We start from the raw sequence: 16,561 nt of genomic DNA, 5'->3' as shown, positions 1-16,561 counted from the left end.
ATCCGGCCTACGATTTCGCTCGCTTTGCCGCCATCATGGCTTTCAGATTAGCCAGGTGACTTTGCCCTTTTTGCATTCGCTCCTCAGCGCTTACCACTTTGCGCTCCTGCTCCCAGATTAAATCATCCTGCGGGAGTTCTAACAGGAAGCGGCTGGGTTCCGGGCGCACCAGTTCCCCATACTGACGGCGCTCTTTACATAATGTAAAGGTGAGCTCTTTTTGCGCGCGAGTGATCCCGACATAGGCCAGCCGACGCTCTTCCTCAATATTATCTTCGTCAATGCTGCTTTGATGCGGCAAAAATCCTTCTTCCATTCCCACCATATAGACATACGGGAATTCCAGTCCTTTCGATGCATGAAGCGTCATCAACTGTACCTGATCCAGCTCTTCTTCGCTCTCGCCGCGCTCCATCATATCGCGCAGCGTAAAGCGTGTAACCACCTGGGTCAGCGTCATCGGCTCATCGAGTTCGTTGCCTTCCAGCATCTCAGTCATCCAGCTAAAGAGCTGGTTAACGTTTTTCATACGCATTTCCGCCGCTTTGGGGCTCGGCGAGGTTTCGTACAACCAGGATTCATAGTCAATACCGTGGATGAGATCGCGCACGGCGGCGACAGGCTCGCGTTCGGCCAGACGCTGGATTTCCCCCAGCCAGTGGGTAAAACGCGTCAATGAATCGTAACCACGTCCGGTCAGCTTTTGGCTAAGCCCCATATCAAAGCTGGCGGTAAACAGGCTTTTATTACGCGTCATTGCCCATTCACCCAGCTTTTGCAGAGTAGCCGGACCGATTTCGCGTTTTGGCGTATTCACGATGCGCAGGAAAGCGCTGTCATCATCCGGGTTGGTCAACACCCGCAGGTAGGCCAGCAGGTCTTTAATCTCCGGACGGGAGAAAAATGAGGTGCCGCCGGAAATTTTGTACGGAATGCGGTTCTGCATGAGGAATTTTTCAAATACCCGCGACTGATGATTCCCGCGATACAGAATGGCGTAATCCTTGTACTGGGTCTTGTTCACAAAGTGATGGGCAATCAGTTCGCCGATAACGCGCTCAGCTTCATGCTCTTCATTGTTTGCGCTTAACACTTTGAGTTCCGCGCCGTAACCGAGCTCGGAAAAGAGGCGCTTTTCAAAGACGTGCGGATTGTTGGCGATGAGAATATTTGCCGCTTTCAGGATGCGGCCCGAAGAACGATAGTTTTGCTCCAGCTTAATCACCTGCAGCGCCGGAAAATCCTGGCTCAGTAACACCAGGTTTTGCGGACGCGCCCCGCGCCAGGAGTAGATAGACTGATCGTCATCGCCCACGACCGTAAAGCGCGCGCGTTGCCCGACCAGCAGCTTAACCAACTCATACTGGCTGGTGTTAGTATCCTGATATTCATCCACCAGCAGATAACGAATTTTATTCTGCCAGCGCTCGCGCACCTCGTCATTGCGTTGCAACAGCAGCGTCGGCAGCAAAATCAAATCATCAAAATCGAGAACGTTACATGCCTTCATATGGGCGTCGTAAAGCCCGTAGCAGTGGGCAAAAATACGATCGCGTTCGCCTTTCGCCCCCGCCGCTGCCTGCGCAGGCGTTTTGAGATCGTTTTTCCAGTTGGAGATCGTGGAGATCAGCTGTTGCAACAGAACCTTGTCGTCTTCGATCAGGCCTTCGGTCAGCTCTTTGAGCAAGGCGACCTGGTCGGTATCGTCAAACAATGAAAAGTTCGATTTCATCCCCAGCGCAGCGTACTCGCGCTTAATAATATCCAGCCCTAGCGTATGAAAGGTGGAGATCATCAAACCGCGCGCTTCCTTACGGCCGAGCGTCTGCCCGACGCGTTCTTTCATTTCGCGCGCTGCCTTGTTGGTAAACGTCACCGCCGCAATATGCCGGGCCTGATAGCCGCATCCGCGGATCAGGTGGGCGATTTTATTGGTAATTACGCGAGTTTTACCAGAACCCGCTCCTGCCAGCACCAGGCAGGGTCCGGTGACGAATTCGACAGCGTGTTGTTGGCCGGGATTTAAACGCATGGGAATAGTGCTCAATCTTCGAACGGGGGAGGGATTGTAGCAGAAAGCGAGGCCCAGAGAAGACCTGGCTGCCTTTTCAGGCAGCCAGGAAAAGGTCAATCAGCAGGCTCTGGCGGCAAGCGGCGTATAGCCATTACGCTGTGCGCTCTTGATCCAAATGAAAGAACCCATTAGCGCGATCGCCGTCAGCAGAACATACTCAAGCGACATCGCATAAACGCCCTGTACTGCATGATTTCCAACGGGCAGTATTTGAGTAATTCATAGAGCACTGGGTCGCGTACGACCTGGCGTAGCCCTAAAAGCCAGTCGTCTGGAAATTCTGCGTTTTTCATTATGTTCATGGTATCTCGCCCCTTGTCAGAAAGGACAGGACCGCCGTCCCGCACATCCGAAATACGCCTGCTAAAAATGCCGCTTATCTCCCGGTTCATTAAATCAGGCGGGACATCTGTCCTGTAATGGCGAAGAGTATATGTCTGACGGCCTAAGGAGTGATAAAGTGACGGCCAATCTTTGCGACGTGAGAACACAATAATGGCAAAAATGGCAGCAGCACTGCATATCCTTGTAAAAGAAGAGAAACTGGCATTGGATCTTCTGGAGCAAATTAAAAACGGCGGCGATTTTGAGAAGCTGGCGAAGAAGCATTCTATCTGCCCATCCGGTAAAAAAGGCGGTCATTTAGGCGAATTTCGTCAGGGCCAGATGGTTCCGGCATTCGATAAAGTAGTCTTTTCCTGCCCGGTACTGGAGCCAACCGGCCCATTGCACACCCAGTTCGGTTATCACATCATTAAGGTATTGTATCGCAAATAAAAAGCCGGGTGGCGGCTACGCCTTACCCGGCCTACATCGTCTGCTTGATTTTGTAGGTCGGGTAAGCGCTAGCGCCCCCCGACAAGGTATATCAACCCGCTACCGCAATACGCTTCATATCCGTCATATAGCCGCGCAGTTTCTTACCTACCTGCTCAATCGCATGACCACGAATCGCGTCGTTCACGTCGCGAAGCTGTGCGTTGTCTACCGCGCCTTCCGGGATAGCACTACCCAGATCGCCCGGTTGCAATTCCGCCATAAACGGTTTCAGCAGCGGTACGCAAGCGTAAGAGAACAGGTAGTTACCGTATTCTGCGGTATCAGAGATAACCACGTTCATTTCATACAGACGCTTACGGGCGATGGTGTTGGCGATCAGCGGCAGTTCGTGCAGTGATTCGTAGTAAGCGGATTCTTCGATGATGCCGGAATCGACCATGGTTTCGAACGCCAGCTCAACGCCCGCTTTCACCATCGCAATCATCAGCACGCCTTTATCGAAGTACTCCTGCTCGCCGATTTTACCCTCAAACTGCGGCGCGGTTTCGAACGCGGTTTTACCGGTCTCTTCACGCCAGGTCAGCAGTTTCTTATCGTCGTTGGCCCAGTCAGCCATCATGCCGGAAGAGAATTCGCCGGAGATGATGTCATCCATGTGTTTCTGGAACAACGGCGCCATGATCTCTTTCAGCTGTTCGGACAGCGCGTAAGCACGCAGTTTCGCCGGGTTAGACAGACGGTCCATCATCAGGGTGATGCCGCCCTGCTTCAGCGCTTCGGTGATGGTTTCCCAGCCAAACTGAATCAGTTTTTCGGCGTATGCCGGGTCGGTGCCTTCTGCCACCAGCTTGTCGAAGCACAGCAGAGAACCGGCCTGCAGCATACCGCACAGGATGGTCTGCTCGCCCATCAGGTCAGATTTCACTTCTGCCACGAAAGAAGATTCCAGTACGCCCGCACGGTGACCACCGGTGGCCGCCGCCCAGGCTTTAGCAATCGCCATACCTTCGCCTTTCGGGTCGTTTTCCGGGTGTACCGCGATCAGCGTCGGCACGCCGAAACCACGTTTGTACTCTTCGCGCACTTCGGTGCCCGGACACTTCGGCGCCACCATCACCACGGTGATGTCTTTACGGATCTGCTCGCCCACTTCCACGATATTGAAGCCGTGGGAGTAGCCCAGCGCCGCGCCGTCTTTCATCAGCGGCTGTACGGAGCGCACCACGTCGGAGTGCTGTTTGTCCGGCGTCAGGTTAACCACCAGGTCAGCCTGCGGAATCAGCTCTTCGTAGGTACCCACTTTGAAGCCGTTTTCGGTCGCTTTACGCCAGGAAGCACGCTTCTCAGTAATGGCTTCTTTACGCAGGGCGTAGGCAATGTCCAGACCGGAGTCACGCATGTTCAGGCCCTGGTTCAGACCCTGAGCGCCGCAGCCGACGATGACCACTTTTTTACCCTGCAGGTAGCTCGCGCCGTCGGCGAATTCGTCGCGGCCCATAAAGCGGCATTTACCCAGCTGTGCCAGCTGCTGGCGCAGATTCAGTGTATTAAAGTAGTTAGCCATGATGGTGTACTCCGTGATGTTGTGTTGTCGCGCTTATTGTTCGGTTTACAGATTGCTATCTGTGCGAATGAACCCACATTACAACAGGAAATTTATTGCGGAAATTGATATATTCACAACGTTATGTTGCGGTTTATGCAACGTCAAAAACCGGAGGTCTGTCTGTGGATTTACGCGATCTAAAAACCTTCCTGCATCTGGCGGAAAGCCGCCACTTTGGCCGCAGCGCGCGAGCGATGCACGTCAGCCCCTCCACGCTTTCCCGGCAGATTCAGCGGCTGGAAGAAGATCTCGGCCAGCCGCTGTTTGTGCGCGATAACCGCACGGTCACGCTGACCGAAGCGGGTGAAGAGCTGCGAGTGTTTGCCCAACAGACGCTTTTGCAATATCAGCAGTTGCGCCATACCCTCGATCAGCAGGGGCCGTCCCTTTCCGGCGAACTCCATATCTTCTGTTCAGTGACCGCGGCATACAGCCACCTGCCGCCAATCCTCGACCGTTTTCGCGCCGAGCATCCCTCGGTGGAAATTAAGCTCACCACCGGCGACGCCGCCGATGCGATGGAAAAAGTAGTCACCGGCGAGGCCGATCTGGCAATCGCCGGCAAACCAGAAACGCTGCCCGGCGCAGTGGCGTTTTCGATGCTGGAAAATCTGGCGGTGGTGCTGATCGCCCCGGCGCTGCCCTGCCCGGTGCGTAATCAGGTTTCGGTCGACAAGCCAGACTGGTCGACGGTGCCGTTTATCATGGCCGACCAGGGGCCGGTACGCCGTCGCATTGAGCTATGGTTCCGCCGGCATAAAATCAGCAATCCGCAGATTTACGCCACCGTCGGCGGTCACGAAGCGATGGTCTCAATGGTGGCGCTGGGCTGCGGCGTGGCGCTGCTGCCGGAAGTGGTGCTGGAAAACAGCCCGGAGCCAGTGCGCAACCGGGTGATGATTTTAGAACGCAGCGATGAAAAAACGCCGTTTGAACTCGGCGTCTGCGCGCAAAAAAAGCGGCTGCATGAGCCGCTAATTGATGCGTTCTGGAAGATTTTACCGAATTAGTTTTACGGCCCTACCATTACCCGAACAGGCTTCCCAATACGGCTAAGCATATTCACCAGAGCATCAATGGTGAATTTGCTGCATTTCTTGTTGACGACATCCGAAACGCGCGGTCGGGATATATGCAAAACTGTAGCAACCTCGGCTTGCTTCATCTGGTTTTGCGTAATCCAGAGGGTAATTTCTTCCATTAGCTGTTGTTTAATGGCTAACGTGTTTTCGATTTCATTCAGGGAATCAGCGTAAAACTTTTCTGCGTCCTGCTTATGAAACCCCAAATCAGCAAAAACATTACCGCCAGATGGCGTCACATGGCGAATATCACTATCAGTTTTGGCAATCACAAGCTGTTTCTCCGTTGTTGCACCACCCGGTTATAACGCGTTCTGGCGATGTTTTTATCATGCTGACTGGTTTGTTGCGTCTGTTTTTGGAAACTATGCAAAACGTAGAGTGCTTCTTCAAACTTAGCGACATACATAACGCGATAGATACCATTGTTGTCACGAATACGAATTTCATTTACCCCAGCCCCAATTTCTGAAAACGGTTTCCAGTCATCGGGTTCAATTCCATACTGAATTTTGTGAAGCTGATAACCGACTGCTTTACGTACCGTTATGGGAAAAGCCAGGAGATCCTCCAGAGAAGATCCCACTCATCGAATTTCTTTTTCATTGGAGAGAGCTCGGGTGAGTAACATAACATCCTTGTGTATAAAATTTTATACATTGTTTTTAGCAGGTGCAAGTGATGGCGGTGCTAACGATATGGTGAGCCGAGTTTCACCACAAGCAGATTGGGCGCCTTCTGGAAAACGTCTCGCAAAATGAAATGAGTGGATGCTCCGGGCTGGCAGAAAAGCCCAATAACTGAGGGAAGATAATATCTGGATATCAGGCCCACTTTACTTTGTGGGCCCGAAAAACTAAACGCTGAATTAACCCGCCAGAAAGAACCGGAACGCCGGGTTATTGCTCTCATCATGGCATTCATAGCCCAGCTCATGCAGCCGGGTTTCGAAATCCGGCTCATGATCGCCTAACTCGAACGCCGCCAGCACGCGGCCATAATCGGTACCGTGGCTGCGGTAATGGAATAGCGAAATATTCCAGTGCGTGCCAAGCGTATGCAGGAATTTGAGCAACGCGCCGGGCGACTCCGGAAATTCAAAGCTGTAGAGGCGTTCCTGTAGCGGATGGGATGGACGCCCGCCGACCATATAGCGCACATGCAGCTTCGCCATTTCATCGTCGGAGAGATCCACTACGCTATAACCGCCGTCGCACAGTTGGGTGATAATCTCTTTTCGCTCCTCCAGCCCCTGACTGACGCGTACGCCGACAAAAATACAGGCATTTTTCGCGTCGGCAAAACGGTAGTTAAATTCGGTGACCATACGCCCGCCAAGCAACTGACAGAATTTGAGGAAGCTCCCCTTTTCTTCCGGAATGGTCACCGCCAGTAGCGCTTCGCGCTGTTCCCCCAACTCGCAGCGTTCAGACACATAGCGCAAGCCGTGGAAGTTGACGTTGGCGCCGGAAAGGACGTGCGCCAGCCGTTCGCCGCGAATATTGTGCTGGGCGATATATTTTTTCATCCCCGCCAGCGCCAGCGCGCCGGACGGTTCCGCCACCGCACGCACATCTTCAAACAGATCTTTCATCGCCGCGCAGATAGCGTCGCTATCGACTGTAATAATGTCGTCGAGATATTCCTGGCACAGGCGGAAGGTTTCGTCGCCGATGCGTTTTACCGCCACGCCTTCAGCAAATAACCCAACGCGCGGGAGATCCACTGGATGACCGGCTTCCAACGCCGCTTTCAGGCAGGCGGAATCCTCCGCTTCGACGGCAATCACTTTGATTTGCGGCATCAATTGTTTGATCAGTACCGCTACGCCCGCCGCCAGGCCGCCGCCGCCAACCGGCACAAAGACACGATCGAGATGCGAATCCTGCTGAAGCAGTTCCAGCGCCAGCGTGCCCTGCCCGGCGATCACCATTGGGTGATCAAACGGCGGCACCCAGGTAAAACCCTGCTGCTGCGCCAGCTCAATAGCTTTCGCTTTCGCTTCATCAAAATTAGCGCCGTGCAACAGCACTTCGCCGCCAAAACCGCGTACCGCATCGACTTTAATATCCGCCGTTGCTTTTGGCATGACGATCAGCGACTTCACGCCAAGCCGCGCGGAGGAGAACGCCACGCCCTGCGCATGATTGCCCGCCGACGCGGTAATCACGCCGTGGGCTTTTTGTTCTTCGGTCAATCCGGCCATCATCGCGTAAGCGCCGCGCAGCTTAAAGCTATGTACCGGCTGCCGGTCTTCGCGTTTGACGAGAATAACGTTATCCAGACGTGACGAGAGCTTTTCCATTTTTTGCAGCGGCGTCACCTGCGCCGCTTCGTATACTGGCGCGCGTAGCACCGCGCGCAGATACTCCGCCCCTTCCGGCGCGACTGACAGTGGTTGAGATTCCGCCATCATCAACCTCCCAGTTTCGATTTATCGCGCACCGCGCCTTTATCGGCGCTGGTCGCCAGGCTGGCGTAGGCACGCAGGGCAAACGAAACCTGACGCTGACGATTTTTAGGCGTCCAGGCTTTGTCGCCACGAGCTTCCTGCGCCTCGCGGCGTGCGGCGATTTCAGCCTCGCTCAACTGCAACTGAATGCTGCGGTTCGGGATATCAATCGCAATAGTGTCGCCATCTTCAATCAGCGCAATAGTGCCGCCGCTGGCCGCTTCCGGCGAGACGTGGCCGATGGAAAGACCCGAAGTACCGCCGGAGAAACGCCCATCGGTGATGAGCGCGCAGGCTTTGCCCAGCCCCATCGACTTCAGGAAACTGGTCGGATAGAGCATTTCCTGCATTCCCGGCCCGCCTTTCGGCCCTTCGTAGCGGATCACAACTACATCGCCTTCCACTACTTTGCCGCCGAGAATCGCCTCTACCGCGTCGTCCTGGCTTTCATACACTTTAGCCGGGCCGGTAAATTTAAGGATGCTGTCATCCACGCCTGCGGTTTTCACAATGCAGCCGTTTTCGGCGAAGTTGCCATACAGCACCGCCAGACCGCCGTCTTTGCTATAGGCATATTCCAGCGAGCGGATGCAACCCGCTGCGCGGTCGTCATCCAGCGAATCCCAGCGACAATCCTGAGAGAACGCCTGGGTAGTACGGATACCGGCAGGGCCAGCACGGAACATTTTTTTAACCGCTTCGTCCTGCGTAACCGTGATGTCGTACTGTTCCAGCGTTTGCGGCAGCGTCAGGCCTAATACGTTTTTCACGTTGCGGTTCAGCAGCCCGGCGCGATCCAGCTCGCCTAAAATACCCAGCACACCGCCGGCACGGTGAACGTCTTCCATATGGTATTTCTGGGTACTTGGCGCCACTTTACACAGCTGCGGCACCTTGCGGGACAGCTTGTCGATATCACTCATGGTGAAGTCGATTTCCGCTTCCTGCGCCGCCGCCAGCAGATGCAGAACGGTATTGGTCGAACCGCCCATCGCAATATCCAGCGTCATGGCGTTTTCAAACGCGGCTTTGCTGGCGATGTTACGCGGCAGTGCACTTTCGTCATCCTGCTCGTAATAGCGTTTAGTCAGTTCAACAATCCGCTTACCGGCATTGAGGAACAACTGCTTCCGGTCAGCATGGGTCGCCAGCAGCGAACCGTTGCCCGGCTGCGACAGGCCCAGTGCTTCGGTCAGGCAATTCATGGAGTTAGCGGTAAACATGCCGGAGCAGGAGCCGCAGGTTGGACAGGCGGAGCGTTCAACCTGGTTACTTTGATCGTCAGAGACTTTCGGGTCCGCTCCCTGAATCATGGCATCAACCAGATCCAGCTTGATAATTTTGTCTGAAAGCTTGGTTTTCCCGGCTTCCATCGGGCCGCCGGAGACAAAGATCACCGGAATATTCAGGCGCAGCGAGGCCATGAGCATCCCTGGGGTGATTTTGTCGCAGTTGGAGATACACACCATCGCGTCAGCGCAGTGAGCGTTCACCATGTACTCCACGGAGTCGGCGATCAGCTCGCGCGACGGCAGTGAATAGAGCATACCCCCGTGCCCCATGGCAATCCCGTCATCCACGGCAATAGTGTTGAACTCTTTCGCCACCCCGCCGGAAGCTTCAATCTGTTCGGCGACCAGCTTACCGAGATCGCGCAGATGAACGTGACCCGGCACAAACTGAGTGAATGAGTTCACCACGGCGATAATCGGTTTGCCAAAATCACTGTCGGTCATTCCGGTGGCGCGCCACAGCGCGCGGGCACCCGCCATATTACGACCATGGGTGGTGGTGGCGGAACGGTACTTAGGCATGCTTTATTTACTCCCCATCTTTTCCCTTCATACTTCACGCCACAGGTGCGTTGGCTGCCTCACTCACCCCAGTCACTTACTACAGTAAGCTTCTGGGGATTCGCTGCGTTGCCGCCTTCCTGTGACGCAAATTATTTTGGGAAAATATTAATTTTATTTATTATGAATTTACCGGATCCAACCAGCCCCATTTATCCTCGGTTTCTCCAGTGAAGAGACCAAAGAAGGCTTGTTGAATACGCTTGGTAACAGGGCCGCAACGGCCTTCACCTACCTGGATACCATCAACGCTGCGTACCGGAGTAATTTCTGCCGCGGTTCCGGACATAAACACTTCGTCGGCCAGATACAGCGATTCACGGGACAGCACCTGCTCACGCACTTCAATACCCAGCTCTTTCGCCAGTTTGATAATCGCGTCGCGAGTAATGCCTGGCAGCGCGGAAGAGGTAAACGGCGGAGTAAACAGCACGCCATCTTTTACCTCAAACAGGTTTTCACCTGCGCCTTCGGAGATATAGCCGTTTACATCCAGGGCGATGCCTTCCTGATAGCCGTGGCGGCGCGCTTCGCTACCCACCAGCAGTGAGGAGAGGTAGTTACCGCCCGCTTTCGCAGCGGTTGGAATGGTGTTCGGCGCAGCGCGATTCCAGGAAGAAACCATCGCATCGATCCCCTGATCCAGCGCTTCGGCGCCCAGGTATGCCCCCCACGGGAACGCGGCGATGATGACGTCAGTGGTGTATCCCGGGGGCGGGTTAACGCCCATACCGACATCGCCGACAAATACCAACGGACGGATATAGGCGCTGGTCAGGTTGTTTTTGCGGATCACTTCGCGGCAGGCTTCCATCAGCTCATCAATACTCTGGGAAACCGGAAAACGATAAATTTTTGCTGAGTCGCGCAGGCGCTGCATATGTTCACGATGACGAAACACTACCGGGCCTTTGTGAGAGTCGTAGCACCGAATCCCTTCAAATACCGACGTACCGTAGTGCAGCGCGTGAGACATTACGTGAACCTTCGCGTCTTCCCAGCGCACCATCTCGCCATTGAACCAAATGTAATCAGCTTTTTTCGTCGTCATTTTTCTTCCTTTTGCGCTCAGGCGCGGATTTGTTGTGATGTGGCAGCGCTCTGGCAGATTGCGACATGCGCAACATCTACCAGTTTACTTAACTGACTAAACAGTAAGTCGACCGACCGGGGACTGGCAACGGTCAATTCAATATTTATATTCTGCGCATCGGTCGCGGCTTCCATATTCATGGAGCACACCTGAAAACCACGATGGCGCACCACGCGTAAAACACGTTCTAAGGTTTCTGGATTAAAGCGTGCCGATACATTGACCTGATGTTGCATCATGATAATTTCTCCAGCATTTCAGAGTTACTGGCGCCAGGCGGCACCAACGGCCAGACATTTTCAAGTTCGTCGATTGAGACGTGAAGCAGGTACGGCCCTTCGCTTGCCAACATCGTGTCGAGTGCCGCTTCAACCTGGTCTTTACGAGTAATGTGCTGGCCTGGAATGCCGAAGGCGCTGGCCAGCATGAGGAAATCGGGGTTATCGGTCAGGGTGGTTTCGCTATATCGCTCCTGGAAAAACAGTTGCTGCCATTGTCGAACCATCCCTAACCGCTGGTTGTCGAGTAAGACTATCTTCAACGGTAACTGCTTGCGTTTTACGGTGCCCAACTCCTGAACATTCATCATGAAGGAACCGTCACCGGAGATACAGATAACGGTATCATTCGGTCGCGCTACCTGCGCGCCAACGGCCGCCGGTAAGCCGAATCCCATCGTCCCCAGACCGCTGGAAGTGATGAAATTTTCCGGGCGGGTGTAAGTCATATGCTGGGCTGACCACATCTGATGCTGCCCCACATCCGTAGTCACCACACTGTCTGCGGGTTTGCGTTCCGACAATTGCTTCAACAACAACGGCGCATAGATAGTCTCGCCAGGATGATCATAGCGCCAGGCGTGTTCTGCGCGCAGCTCTGCACAGGACTGACGCCATGCGTCGATCTTCAGCGGTTGCTGTAATGCCGACAACAGCGAATTTAAATCGCCCTGCAACGCGACGTGTGCCTGACGCAGTTTGTTCATTTCCGCCGGGTCTATATCCATATGGATCACGCTGGCATTCGGCGCAAACGTATTCAGCTTACCGGTCACCCGGTCATCAAAACGCGCACCCACTGCGATCAATAAATCACACTCTTGCACCGCGAAATTAGCCGCTTTAGTACCGTGCATTCCTAGCATGCCCAGATAGTACGGATAATCAGCTTCAACAGCGCCCAGCCCTTTCAGCGTGCAGGTAACTGGCATTTGCGTTACCGCGATAAATTTACGCAGCGCCGGAACCGCCTTCGCCATACCAACTCCACCGCCGACGTACAGCATGGGTTTTTTCGCCTGTTCCAGCATCTGGCGCGCTTGTTCCACATCAGCCTGCGGGAAAGTCGCTTCGTTATCAACGGTAGTAAACCAGGGTTCCAGCTCACCGCTGGCCAACTGGATATCTTTCGGGATATCCACCAGAACGGGTCCGGGACGGCCAGCGTTGGCGACTTCAAAAGCCTCCGCCATGATGCGCGGCAACTCTGCCAGCGACTGCACCAGGAAGCTGTGTTTGGTGCAGGCCAGCGACAGCCCTAACACATCCACCTCCTGGAACGCATCGGTGCCGATGAACGGGGCGGAAACCTGACCCGTGATCGCGACGACGGGGACCGAATCTAACAACGCATCCGCCAGGCCAGTGATCAGGTTAGTGGCGCCAGGGCCGGAAGTGGCGATACAAACACCGGTTTTGCCGGTAGAACGGGCATAACCGATTGCCGCCATTGCGGCACCCTGCTCGTGTCGGCACAACAAATGCTCCACACCACCGTCATACAACGCGTCGTAAACCGGCATAATTGCGCCGCCAGGATAACCAAATACGGTTTTCACCCCCTGCGCTCGCAAAGCATGTACCACCCACTGTGCCCCGTTCATAGTTACATCCCCGTCGTAAATCTTGAGAAACAGAATTTTATGCTGTTATTCACGCTCTGCTCCTCGCTTAAGTTTTTCAGGCCAAAAAAAACCCCCGGACCTTTCGGTGCGGGGGTCTTAGTTCGTTAAGGCTTGATTTCTAAGCCTTTCCTCGTCCAAGTGCAGCCCCGCACGGTGGGATAATAATCACCACCACGCTAATCACGACCAGGCTAATCACTCGTAGAAGGGCTGTCATTTTTGTCTATTCTTGCATCTTGTTCGAAGGAATACCTAAAGAGTTACCATAGGTTTTGCCAATAGCACAAGATATTTTTTTAACCACGTTTCAGATAATGCAGGTGAATGCCTAAAAGGGCTTTGTTTTTTATAAGAAAAATTAGCAACTGAAAAATTTTCACGTTTTCCTCCCCCTTTTGGCGCGCTTTACACCCTGTTTTCCTTCTTTTCGCTTCTGCGAGCGTTCTTCCAGTTTGATGTTTCTTACCTGAAAATGACGCCAAAATTCAGGAAGCAGTCGCTAAAAAACAAAAAGTCAGTAATTCGATTTTCTCTTCTATTCCGCATAATCCACGTAACAGGAGGGATTATGTCACTGGCGATTGTTCATACCCGCGCCGCACTTGGCGTCAATGCGCCGCCTATCACTATAGAGGTGCATATCAGTAATGGATTACCGGGATTAACCATGGTTGGCCTACCGGAAACCACGGTAAAAGAGGCGCGTGACCGGGTACGTAGTGCGATTATTAATAGCGGATATGAATTTCCGGCTAAAAAAATAACCATTAACCTTGCTCCAGCCGATCTACCGAAAGAGGGTGGAAGGTATGACCTGCCTATTGCTGTTGCGCTTCTGGCCGCGTCTGAGCAGCTTACAGCGTCGAATCTTGAGGCATATGAGCTGGTGGGTGAGTTAGCGCTTACAGGCGCATTACGCGGCGTTCCTGGCGCAATATCAAGTGCAACGGAAGCCATCAGGGCCGGCAGAAATATTATCGTCGCAACAGAGAACGCGGCGGAGGTTGGGCTTATCAGCAAAGAAGGATGTTTTATCGCCGATCATCTACAAACCGTCTGCGCCTTTCTGGAAGGGAAACACGCCCTGGAAAGACCTTTAGCTCAGGATATGGCATCGCCTACCGCAACTGCCGATCTTCGCGATGTGATCGGTCAGGAGCAGGGTAAACGCGGCCTGGAGATTACAGCGGCAGGGGGACATAATCTGCTATTGATCGGCCCGCCGGGTACGGGTAAAACCATGCTGGCCAGTCGACTGAGCGGGATTCTTCCACCATTAAGCAATGAGGAGGCGTTGGAAAGCGCCGCGATCCTCAGTCTGGTTAATGCCGATACGGTACAAAAACGATGGCAGCAACGCCCCTTTCGCTCACCTCATCATAGCGCCTCACTTACTGCTATGGTCGGCGGCGGCGCAATACCCGCCCCGGGAGAGATATCGCTGGCGCACAACGGAATTTTGTTCCTTGATGAATTGCCTGAATTTGAACGACGCACACTGGATGCGCTACGTGAACCTATAGAATCCGGTCAAATTCATTTATCCCGTACCAGAGCGAAAATAACGTACCCTGCCAGGTTCCAGTTAATCGCCGCAATGAATCCCAGCCCGACCGGACATTATCAGGGAAACCATAATCGCTGCACGCCAGAACAGACACTACGTTACCTTAATCGGTTGTCAGGCCCGTTTCTTGATCGTTTTGACCTTTCGCTTGAGATACCGCTTCCACCGCCCGGGATTCTTAGCCAACACGCCTCAAAGGGTGAGAGCAGCGCTACGGTAAAAAAGCGGGTCATCGCCGCCCATGAACGGCAGTACCGACGCCAGAAGAAGTTAAACGCGCGTCTGGAGGGTCGCGAAATCCAAAAATATTGTGTTTTGCATCACGATGACGCCCGCTGGCTTGAAGACACGCTGGTGCATCTTGGATTATCCATTCGCGCCTGGCAGCGTTTACTAAAAGTTGCCAGAACCATTGCCGACATAGAACTGGCTGACCAGATCTCGCGTCAGCATTTGCAGGAGGCGGTAAGCTATCGGGCGATAGACAGGTTGTTAATTCATTTGCAAAAGCTGTTGGCGTAAAAAAAGGGCATTACGCCCTTTTTATTAATCATCAGCTTCGGTGTAGTCTTCTGCGCCTTCAACTTGCGGCTTGCCGCCAGACAAGGTGTGGAAGCGTTTTGGACGCTTGATACGCGTCATATACTTGGACCAGACGCGTTCTGCATCCGTTACCGGCTCGCGTTCACCGCGACATACCGCTACAAACAGCTTCTCTTCTTCAGTCACAGGCTCACGCTTGCCAAGATCCAGATCATTAAAGGCATGACCATGACGCTCAAGCAGTTGTGCCTCTTTAATCGTGAAATCACCGTGACGAGAGAATCCACGTGGATAATGTTTATTGTCAAAATATCGATTAGTCGTCGTAAAGCTTTCCGCCATCCTGCACGCTCCTAATTCTTTGTCTGAGCTATTTATGGCGCGGAGTATTAGTTACGCTTGACAGAGTGTAAAACAAAACATTTAAATCATAACGACAAATAATTTTGTGGAGAGCACAGTGGATACGGAATTGTTAAAAACTTTCCTGGAAGTTAGCCGGACACGCCATTTCGGGCGGGCCGCAGAAGCACTTTACCTGACGCAATCCGCGGTGAGCTTTCGTATCAGGCAACTGGAGAATCAACTGGGCGTAAACCTTTTTACGCGGCACAGAAACAATATCCGTTTAACCACGGCTGGCGAAAAACTTTTACCGTATGCGGAAACGCTGATGAATACGTGGCAGGCGGCACGTAAAGAGGTGGCGCATACCTCACGCCATAACGAGTTTTCCATCGGCGCCAGCGCGTCTTTATGGGAGTGTATGCTTAACGCCTGGCTGGGGCGACTGTACCAACTACAGGAGCCGCAAAGCGGCCTGCAGTTCGAAGCCAGAATCGCTCAACGGCAATCGCTTGTGAAGCAACTTCATGAACGCCAGCTTGATCTCCTCATTACTACCGAAGCGCCCAAAATGGATGAGTTCAGCAGTCAGCTGTTAGGGCACTTCACTTTGGCGTTATATTGCAGCAGCCCTGCCCGTAAGAAATCAGAACTCAATTATCTGCGGCTGGAGTGGGGACCAGACTTCCAACAGCATGAAACAGGGCTGATCGCAGCAGATGAAGTGCCGGTATTAACAACCAGCTCAGCCGAACTCGCCCGACAGCAGCTTAGCGCATTAAATGGCTGTAGCTGGCTTCCTGTAAACTGGGCAAATGAAAAGGGCGGATTACATACCGTTGCCGACAGCGCAACGCTTTCACGGCCACTATACGCTATTTGGCTGCAAAACAGCGATAAATACTCGCTGATCTGCGATCTGTTAAAAACGGATGTGCTGGATGAACAATGAAAATGATGAAAAGAAAAAGAAGGGAACTTACGATTACCTGATCAGATAATCAGGTAATTTTAGGCAAAAAAAAATCCTTAGCAGATGCTAAGGATTATTTCTGGCAGGGGCGGAGAGACTCGAACTCCCAACACCCGGTTTTGGAGACCGGTGCTCTACCAATTGAACTACGCCCCTAATTAGGGTGGCGGAACGGACGGGACTCGAACCCGCGACCCCCTGCGTGACAGGCAGGTATTCTAACCAACTGAACTACCGCTCCACCGAATTCTTTTACAACCACTGATTTTTACATCAGTTTACTGCTTAAT

The 16,561-nt window shown here is 53.3% G+C and carries 16 protein-coding genes, 2 tRNA genes and 2 pseudogenes; 4 read left to right on the top strand and 16 right to left on the bottom strand.

Features of this window, described 5'->3' with window-relative positions:
• Positions 1–7: 7 nt before the first annotated feature.
• The 3 genes and pseudogenes from rep to J4613_RS22900 all read right to left on the bottom strand — a co-directional run.
• A complete protein-coding gene (rep, locus tag J4613_RS21060; RefSeq protein WP_001238835.1) occupies positions 8–2,032 on the bottom strand; it encodes a DNA helicase Rep in 2,025 nt (674 codons plus the stop codon).
• Between the two features lie 99 nt (positions 2,033–2,131).
• Positions 2,132–2,284 (bottom strand): annotated as a pseudogene (locus tag J4613_RS21055) (nicotinamide riboside transporter PnuC); the annotation flags it as partial.
• Positions 2,260–2,376: pseudogene (locus J4613_RS22900) on the bottom strand (Crp/Fnr family transcriptional regulator); the annotation flags it as partial. The pseudogenes J4613_RS21055 and J4613_RS22900, both read right to left, overlap by 25 nt.
• A gap of 193 nt (positions 2,377–2,569) precedes the next feature.
• Between J4613_RS22900 and ppiC the strand changes: the two are divergent.
• Positions 2,570–2,851: a peptidylprolyl isomerase PpiC gene (gene ppiC / locus J4613_RS21050; RefSeq protein WP_001096806.1), complete on the top strand. Its 282-nt coding sequence runs from the start codon at positions 2,570–2,572 to the stop codon at positions 2,849–2,851.
• 91 nt (positions 2,852–2,942) lie between these two features.
• Here the strand turns inward: ppiC and ilvC are convergent, their stop codons facing one another.
• The gene (gene ilvC, locus J4613_RS21045) at positions 2,943–4,418 is read right to left on the bottom strand and encodes a ketol-acid reductoisomerase (RefSeq protein ID WP_111742535.1); all 1,476 of its coding nucleotides are present in this window, start codon (positions 4,416–4,418) and stop codon (positions 2,943–2,945) included.
• Between the two features lie 164 nt (positions 4,419–4,582).
• On the opposite strand from ilvC, the gene ilvY reads away from it, so the two are divergent.
• Positions 4,583–5,470: an HTH-type transcriptional activator IlvY gene (gene ilvY / locus J4613_RS21040; RefSeq protein ID WP_000365798.1), complete on the top strand. Its 888-nt coding sequence runs from the start codon at positions 4,583–4,585 to the stop codon at positions 5,468–5,470.
• A gap of 2 nt (positions 5,471–5,472) precedes the next feature.
• Here the strand turns inward: ilvY and J4613_RS21035 are convergent, their stop codons facing one another.
• From J4613_RS21035 to ilvL, 9 genes are all read right to left on the bottom strand, one after another.
• Entirely contained in the window at positions 5,473–5,814 is a 342-nt protein-coding gene (locus J4613_RS21035) for a helix-turn-helix domain-containing protein (protein WP_000560824.1), read from the bottom strand.
• Entirely contained in the window at positions 5,811–6,128 is a 318-nt protein-coding gene (locus tag J4613_RS21030) for a type II toxin-antitoxin system RelE/ParE family toxin (protein ID WP_000535852.1), read from the bottom strand. The genes J4613_RS21035 and J4613_RS21030 overlap by 4 nt, the downstream gene beginning before the upstream one ends.
• 282 nt (positions 6,129–6,410) lie before the next feature.
• Complete coding sequence (gene ilvA / locus J4613_RS21025) at positions 6,411–7,955, bottom strand: threonine ammonia-lyase, biosynthetic (RefSeq protein WP_033903558.1); 1,545 nt, start codon at positions 7,953–7,955, stop codon at positions 6,411–6,413.
• A gap of 2 nt (positions 7,956–7,957) precedes the next feature.
• Complete coding sequence (gene ilvD, locus J4613_RS21020; RefSeq protein WP_001127429.1) at positions 7,958–9,808, bottom strand: dihydroxy-acid dehydratase; 1,851 nt, start codon at positions 9,806–9,808, stop codon at positions 7,958–7,960.
• A gap of 160 nt (positions 9,809–9,968) precedes the next feature.
• Complete coding sequence (ilvE, locus tag J4613_RS21015) at positions 9,969–10,898, bottom strand: branched-chain-amino-acid transaminase (protein WP_000208532.1); 930 nt, start codon at positions 10,896–10,898, stop codon at positions 9,969–9,971.
• Between the two features lie 17 nt (positions 10,899–10,915).
• The gene (gene ilvM, locus J4613_RS21010; protein WP_000983260.1) at positions 10,916–11,179 is read right to left on the bottom strand and encodes an acetolactate synthase 2 small subunit; all 264 of its coding nucleotides are present in this window, start codon (positions 11,177–11,179) and stop codon (positions 10,916–10,918) included.
• Positions 11,176–12,822, bottom strand: coding sequence for an acetolactate synthase 2 catalytic subunit (ilvG, locus tag J4613_RS21005; RefSeq protein WP_001012561.1), 1,647 nt, complete (start codon positions 12,820–12,822; stop codon positions 11,176–11,178). Before ilvG ends, ilvM begins: the two co-directional genes overlap by 4 nt.
• A gap of 2 nt (positions 12,823–12,824) precedes the next feature.
• Positions 12,825–12,875 carry a peptide IlvX gene (gene ilvX / locus J4613_RS21000; RefSeq protein ID WP_192930503.1) on the bottom strand — a complete coding sequence of 17 codons (51 nt, stop codon included), beginning with the start codon at positions 12,873–12,875 and terminating at the stop codon, positions 12,825–12,827.
• An 86-nt stretch (positions 12,876–12,961) separates the two neighbouring features.
• Entirely contained in the window at positions 12,962–13,060 is a 99-nt protein-coding gene (ilvL, locus tag J4613_RS20995) for an ilv operon leader peptide (RefSeq protein ID WP_001311244.1), read from the bottom strand.
• A 351-nt stretch (positions 13,061–13,411) separates the two neighbouring features.
• Here ilvL and J4613_RS20990 point away from each other — a divergent pair, with 351 nt between their 5' ends.
• Entirely contained in the window at positions 13,412–14,932 is a 1,521-nt protein-coding gene (locus J4613_RS20990; RefSeq protein ID WP_000050215.1) for a YifB family Mg chelatase-like AAA ATPase, read from the top strand.
• 24 nt (positions 14,933–14,956) lie between these two features.
• Here J4613_RS20990 and maoP read toward each other — a convergent pair whose 3' ends face one another.
• Positions 14,957–15,295 (bottom strand): macrodomain Ori organization protein MaoP, encoded by a 339-nt coding sequence (gene maoP, locus J4613_RS20985; RefSeq protein ID WP_000840996.1) that lies wholly within the window; start codon positions 15,293–15,295, stop codon positions 14,957–14,959.
• Between the two features lie 106 nt (positions 15,296–15,401).
• On the opposite strand from maoP, the gene hdfR reads away from it, so the two are divergent.
• Positions 15,402–16,250, top strand: a complete 849-nt coding sequence (gene hdfR, locus J4613_RS20980) for an HTH-type transcriptional regulator HdfR (RefSeq protein ID WP_001541181.1) — start codon at positions 15,402–15,404, stop codon at positions 16,248–16,250.
• 101 nt (positions 16,251–16,351) lie between these two features.
• Here hdfR and J4613_RS20975 read toward each other — a convergent pair.
• Positions 16,352–16,427 (bottom strand) — tRNA-Trp (locus J4613_RS20975).
• 8 nt (positions 16,428–16,435) lie between these two features.
• Positions 16,436–16,512 (bottom strand) — tRNA-Asp (locus J4613_RS20970).
• Between the last annotated feature and the right edge of the window lie 49 nt (positions 16,513–16,561).

The sequence above is a fragment of the Salmonella sp. 32020114201800008SM genome (assembly GCF_017572025.1).
Classification (GTDB): domain Bacteria; phylum Pseudomonadota; class Gammaproteobacteria; order Enterobacterales; family Enterobacteriaceae; genus Salmonella; species Salmonella enterica.
Note: the sequence above shows the minus strand (reverse complement) of the source record. Positions and strands in the feature narration are given on the sequence as shown.

Excerpts from the sequence above, each read along its gene's own strand:
- rep (WP_001238835.1), bottom strand. The coding sequence starts at position 2,032 with ATGCGTTTAAATCCCGGCCAACAACACGCTGTCGAATTCGTCACCGGA.
- ppiC (WP_001096806.1), top strand. The coding sequence starts at position 2,570 with ATGGCAAAAATGGCAGCAGCACTGCATATCCTTGTAAAAGAAGAGAAA.
- ilvC (WP_111742535.1), bottom strand. The coding sequence starts at position 4,418 with ATGGCTAACTACTTTAATACACTGAATCTGCGCCAGCAGCTGGCACAG.
- ilvA (WP_033903558.1), bottom strand. The coding sequence starts at position 7,955 with ATGGCGGAATCTCAACCACTGTCAGTCGCGCCGGAAGGGGCGGAGTAT.
- ilvD (WP_001127429.1), bottom strand. The coding sequence starts at position 9,808 with ATGCCTAAGTACCGTTCCGCCACCACCACCCATGGTCGTAATATGGCG.
- ilvE (WP_000208532.1), bottom strand. The coding sequence starts at position 10,898 with ATGACGACGAAAAAAGCTGATTACATTTGGTTCAATGGCGAGATGGTG.
- ilvM (WP_000983260.1), bottom strand. The coding sequence starts at position 11,179 with ATGATGCAACATCAGGTCAATGTATCGGCACGCTTTAATCCAGAAACC.
- ilvG (WP_001012561.1), bottom strand. The coding sequence starts at position 12,822 with ATGAACGGGGCACAGTGGGTGGTACATGCTTTGCGAGCGCAGGGGGTG.
- ilvL (WP_001311244.1), bottom strand. The coding sequence starts at position 13,060 with ATGACAGCCCTTCTACGAGTGATTAGCCTGGTCGTGATTAGCGTGGTG.
- J4613_RS20990 (WP_000050215.1), top strand. The coding sequence starts at position 13,412 with ATGTCACTGGCGATTGTTCATACCCGCGCCGCACTTGGCGTCAATGCG.
- maoP (WP_000840996.1), bottom strand. The coding sequence starts at position 15,295 with ATGGCGGAAAGCTTTACGACGACTAATCGATATTTTGACAATAAACAT.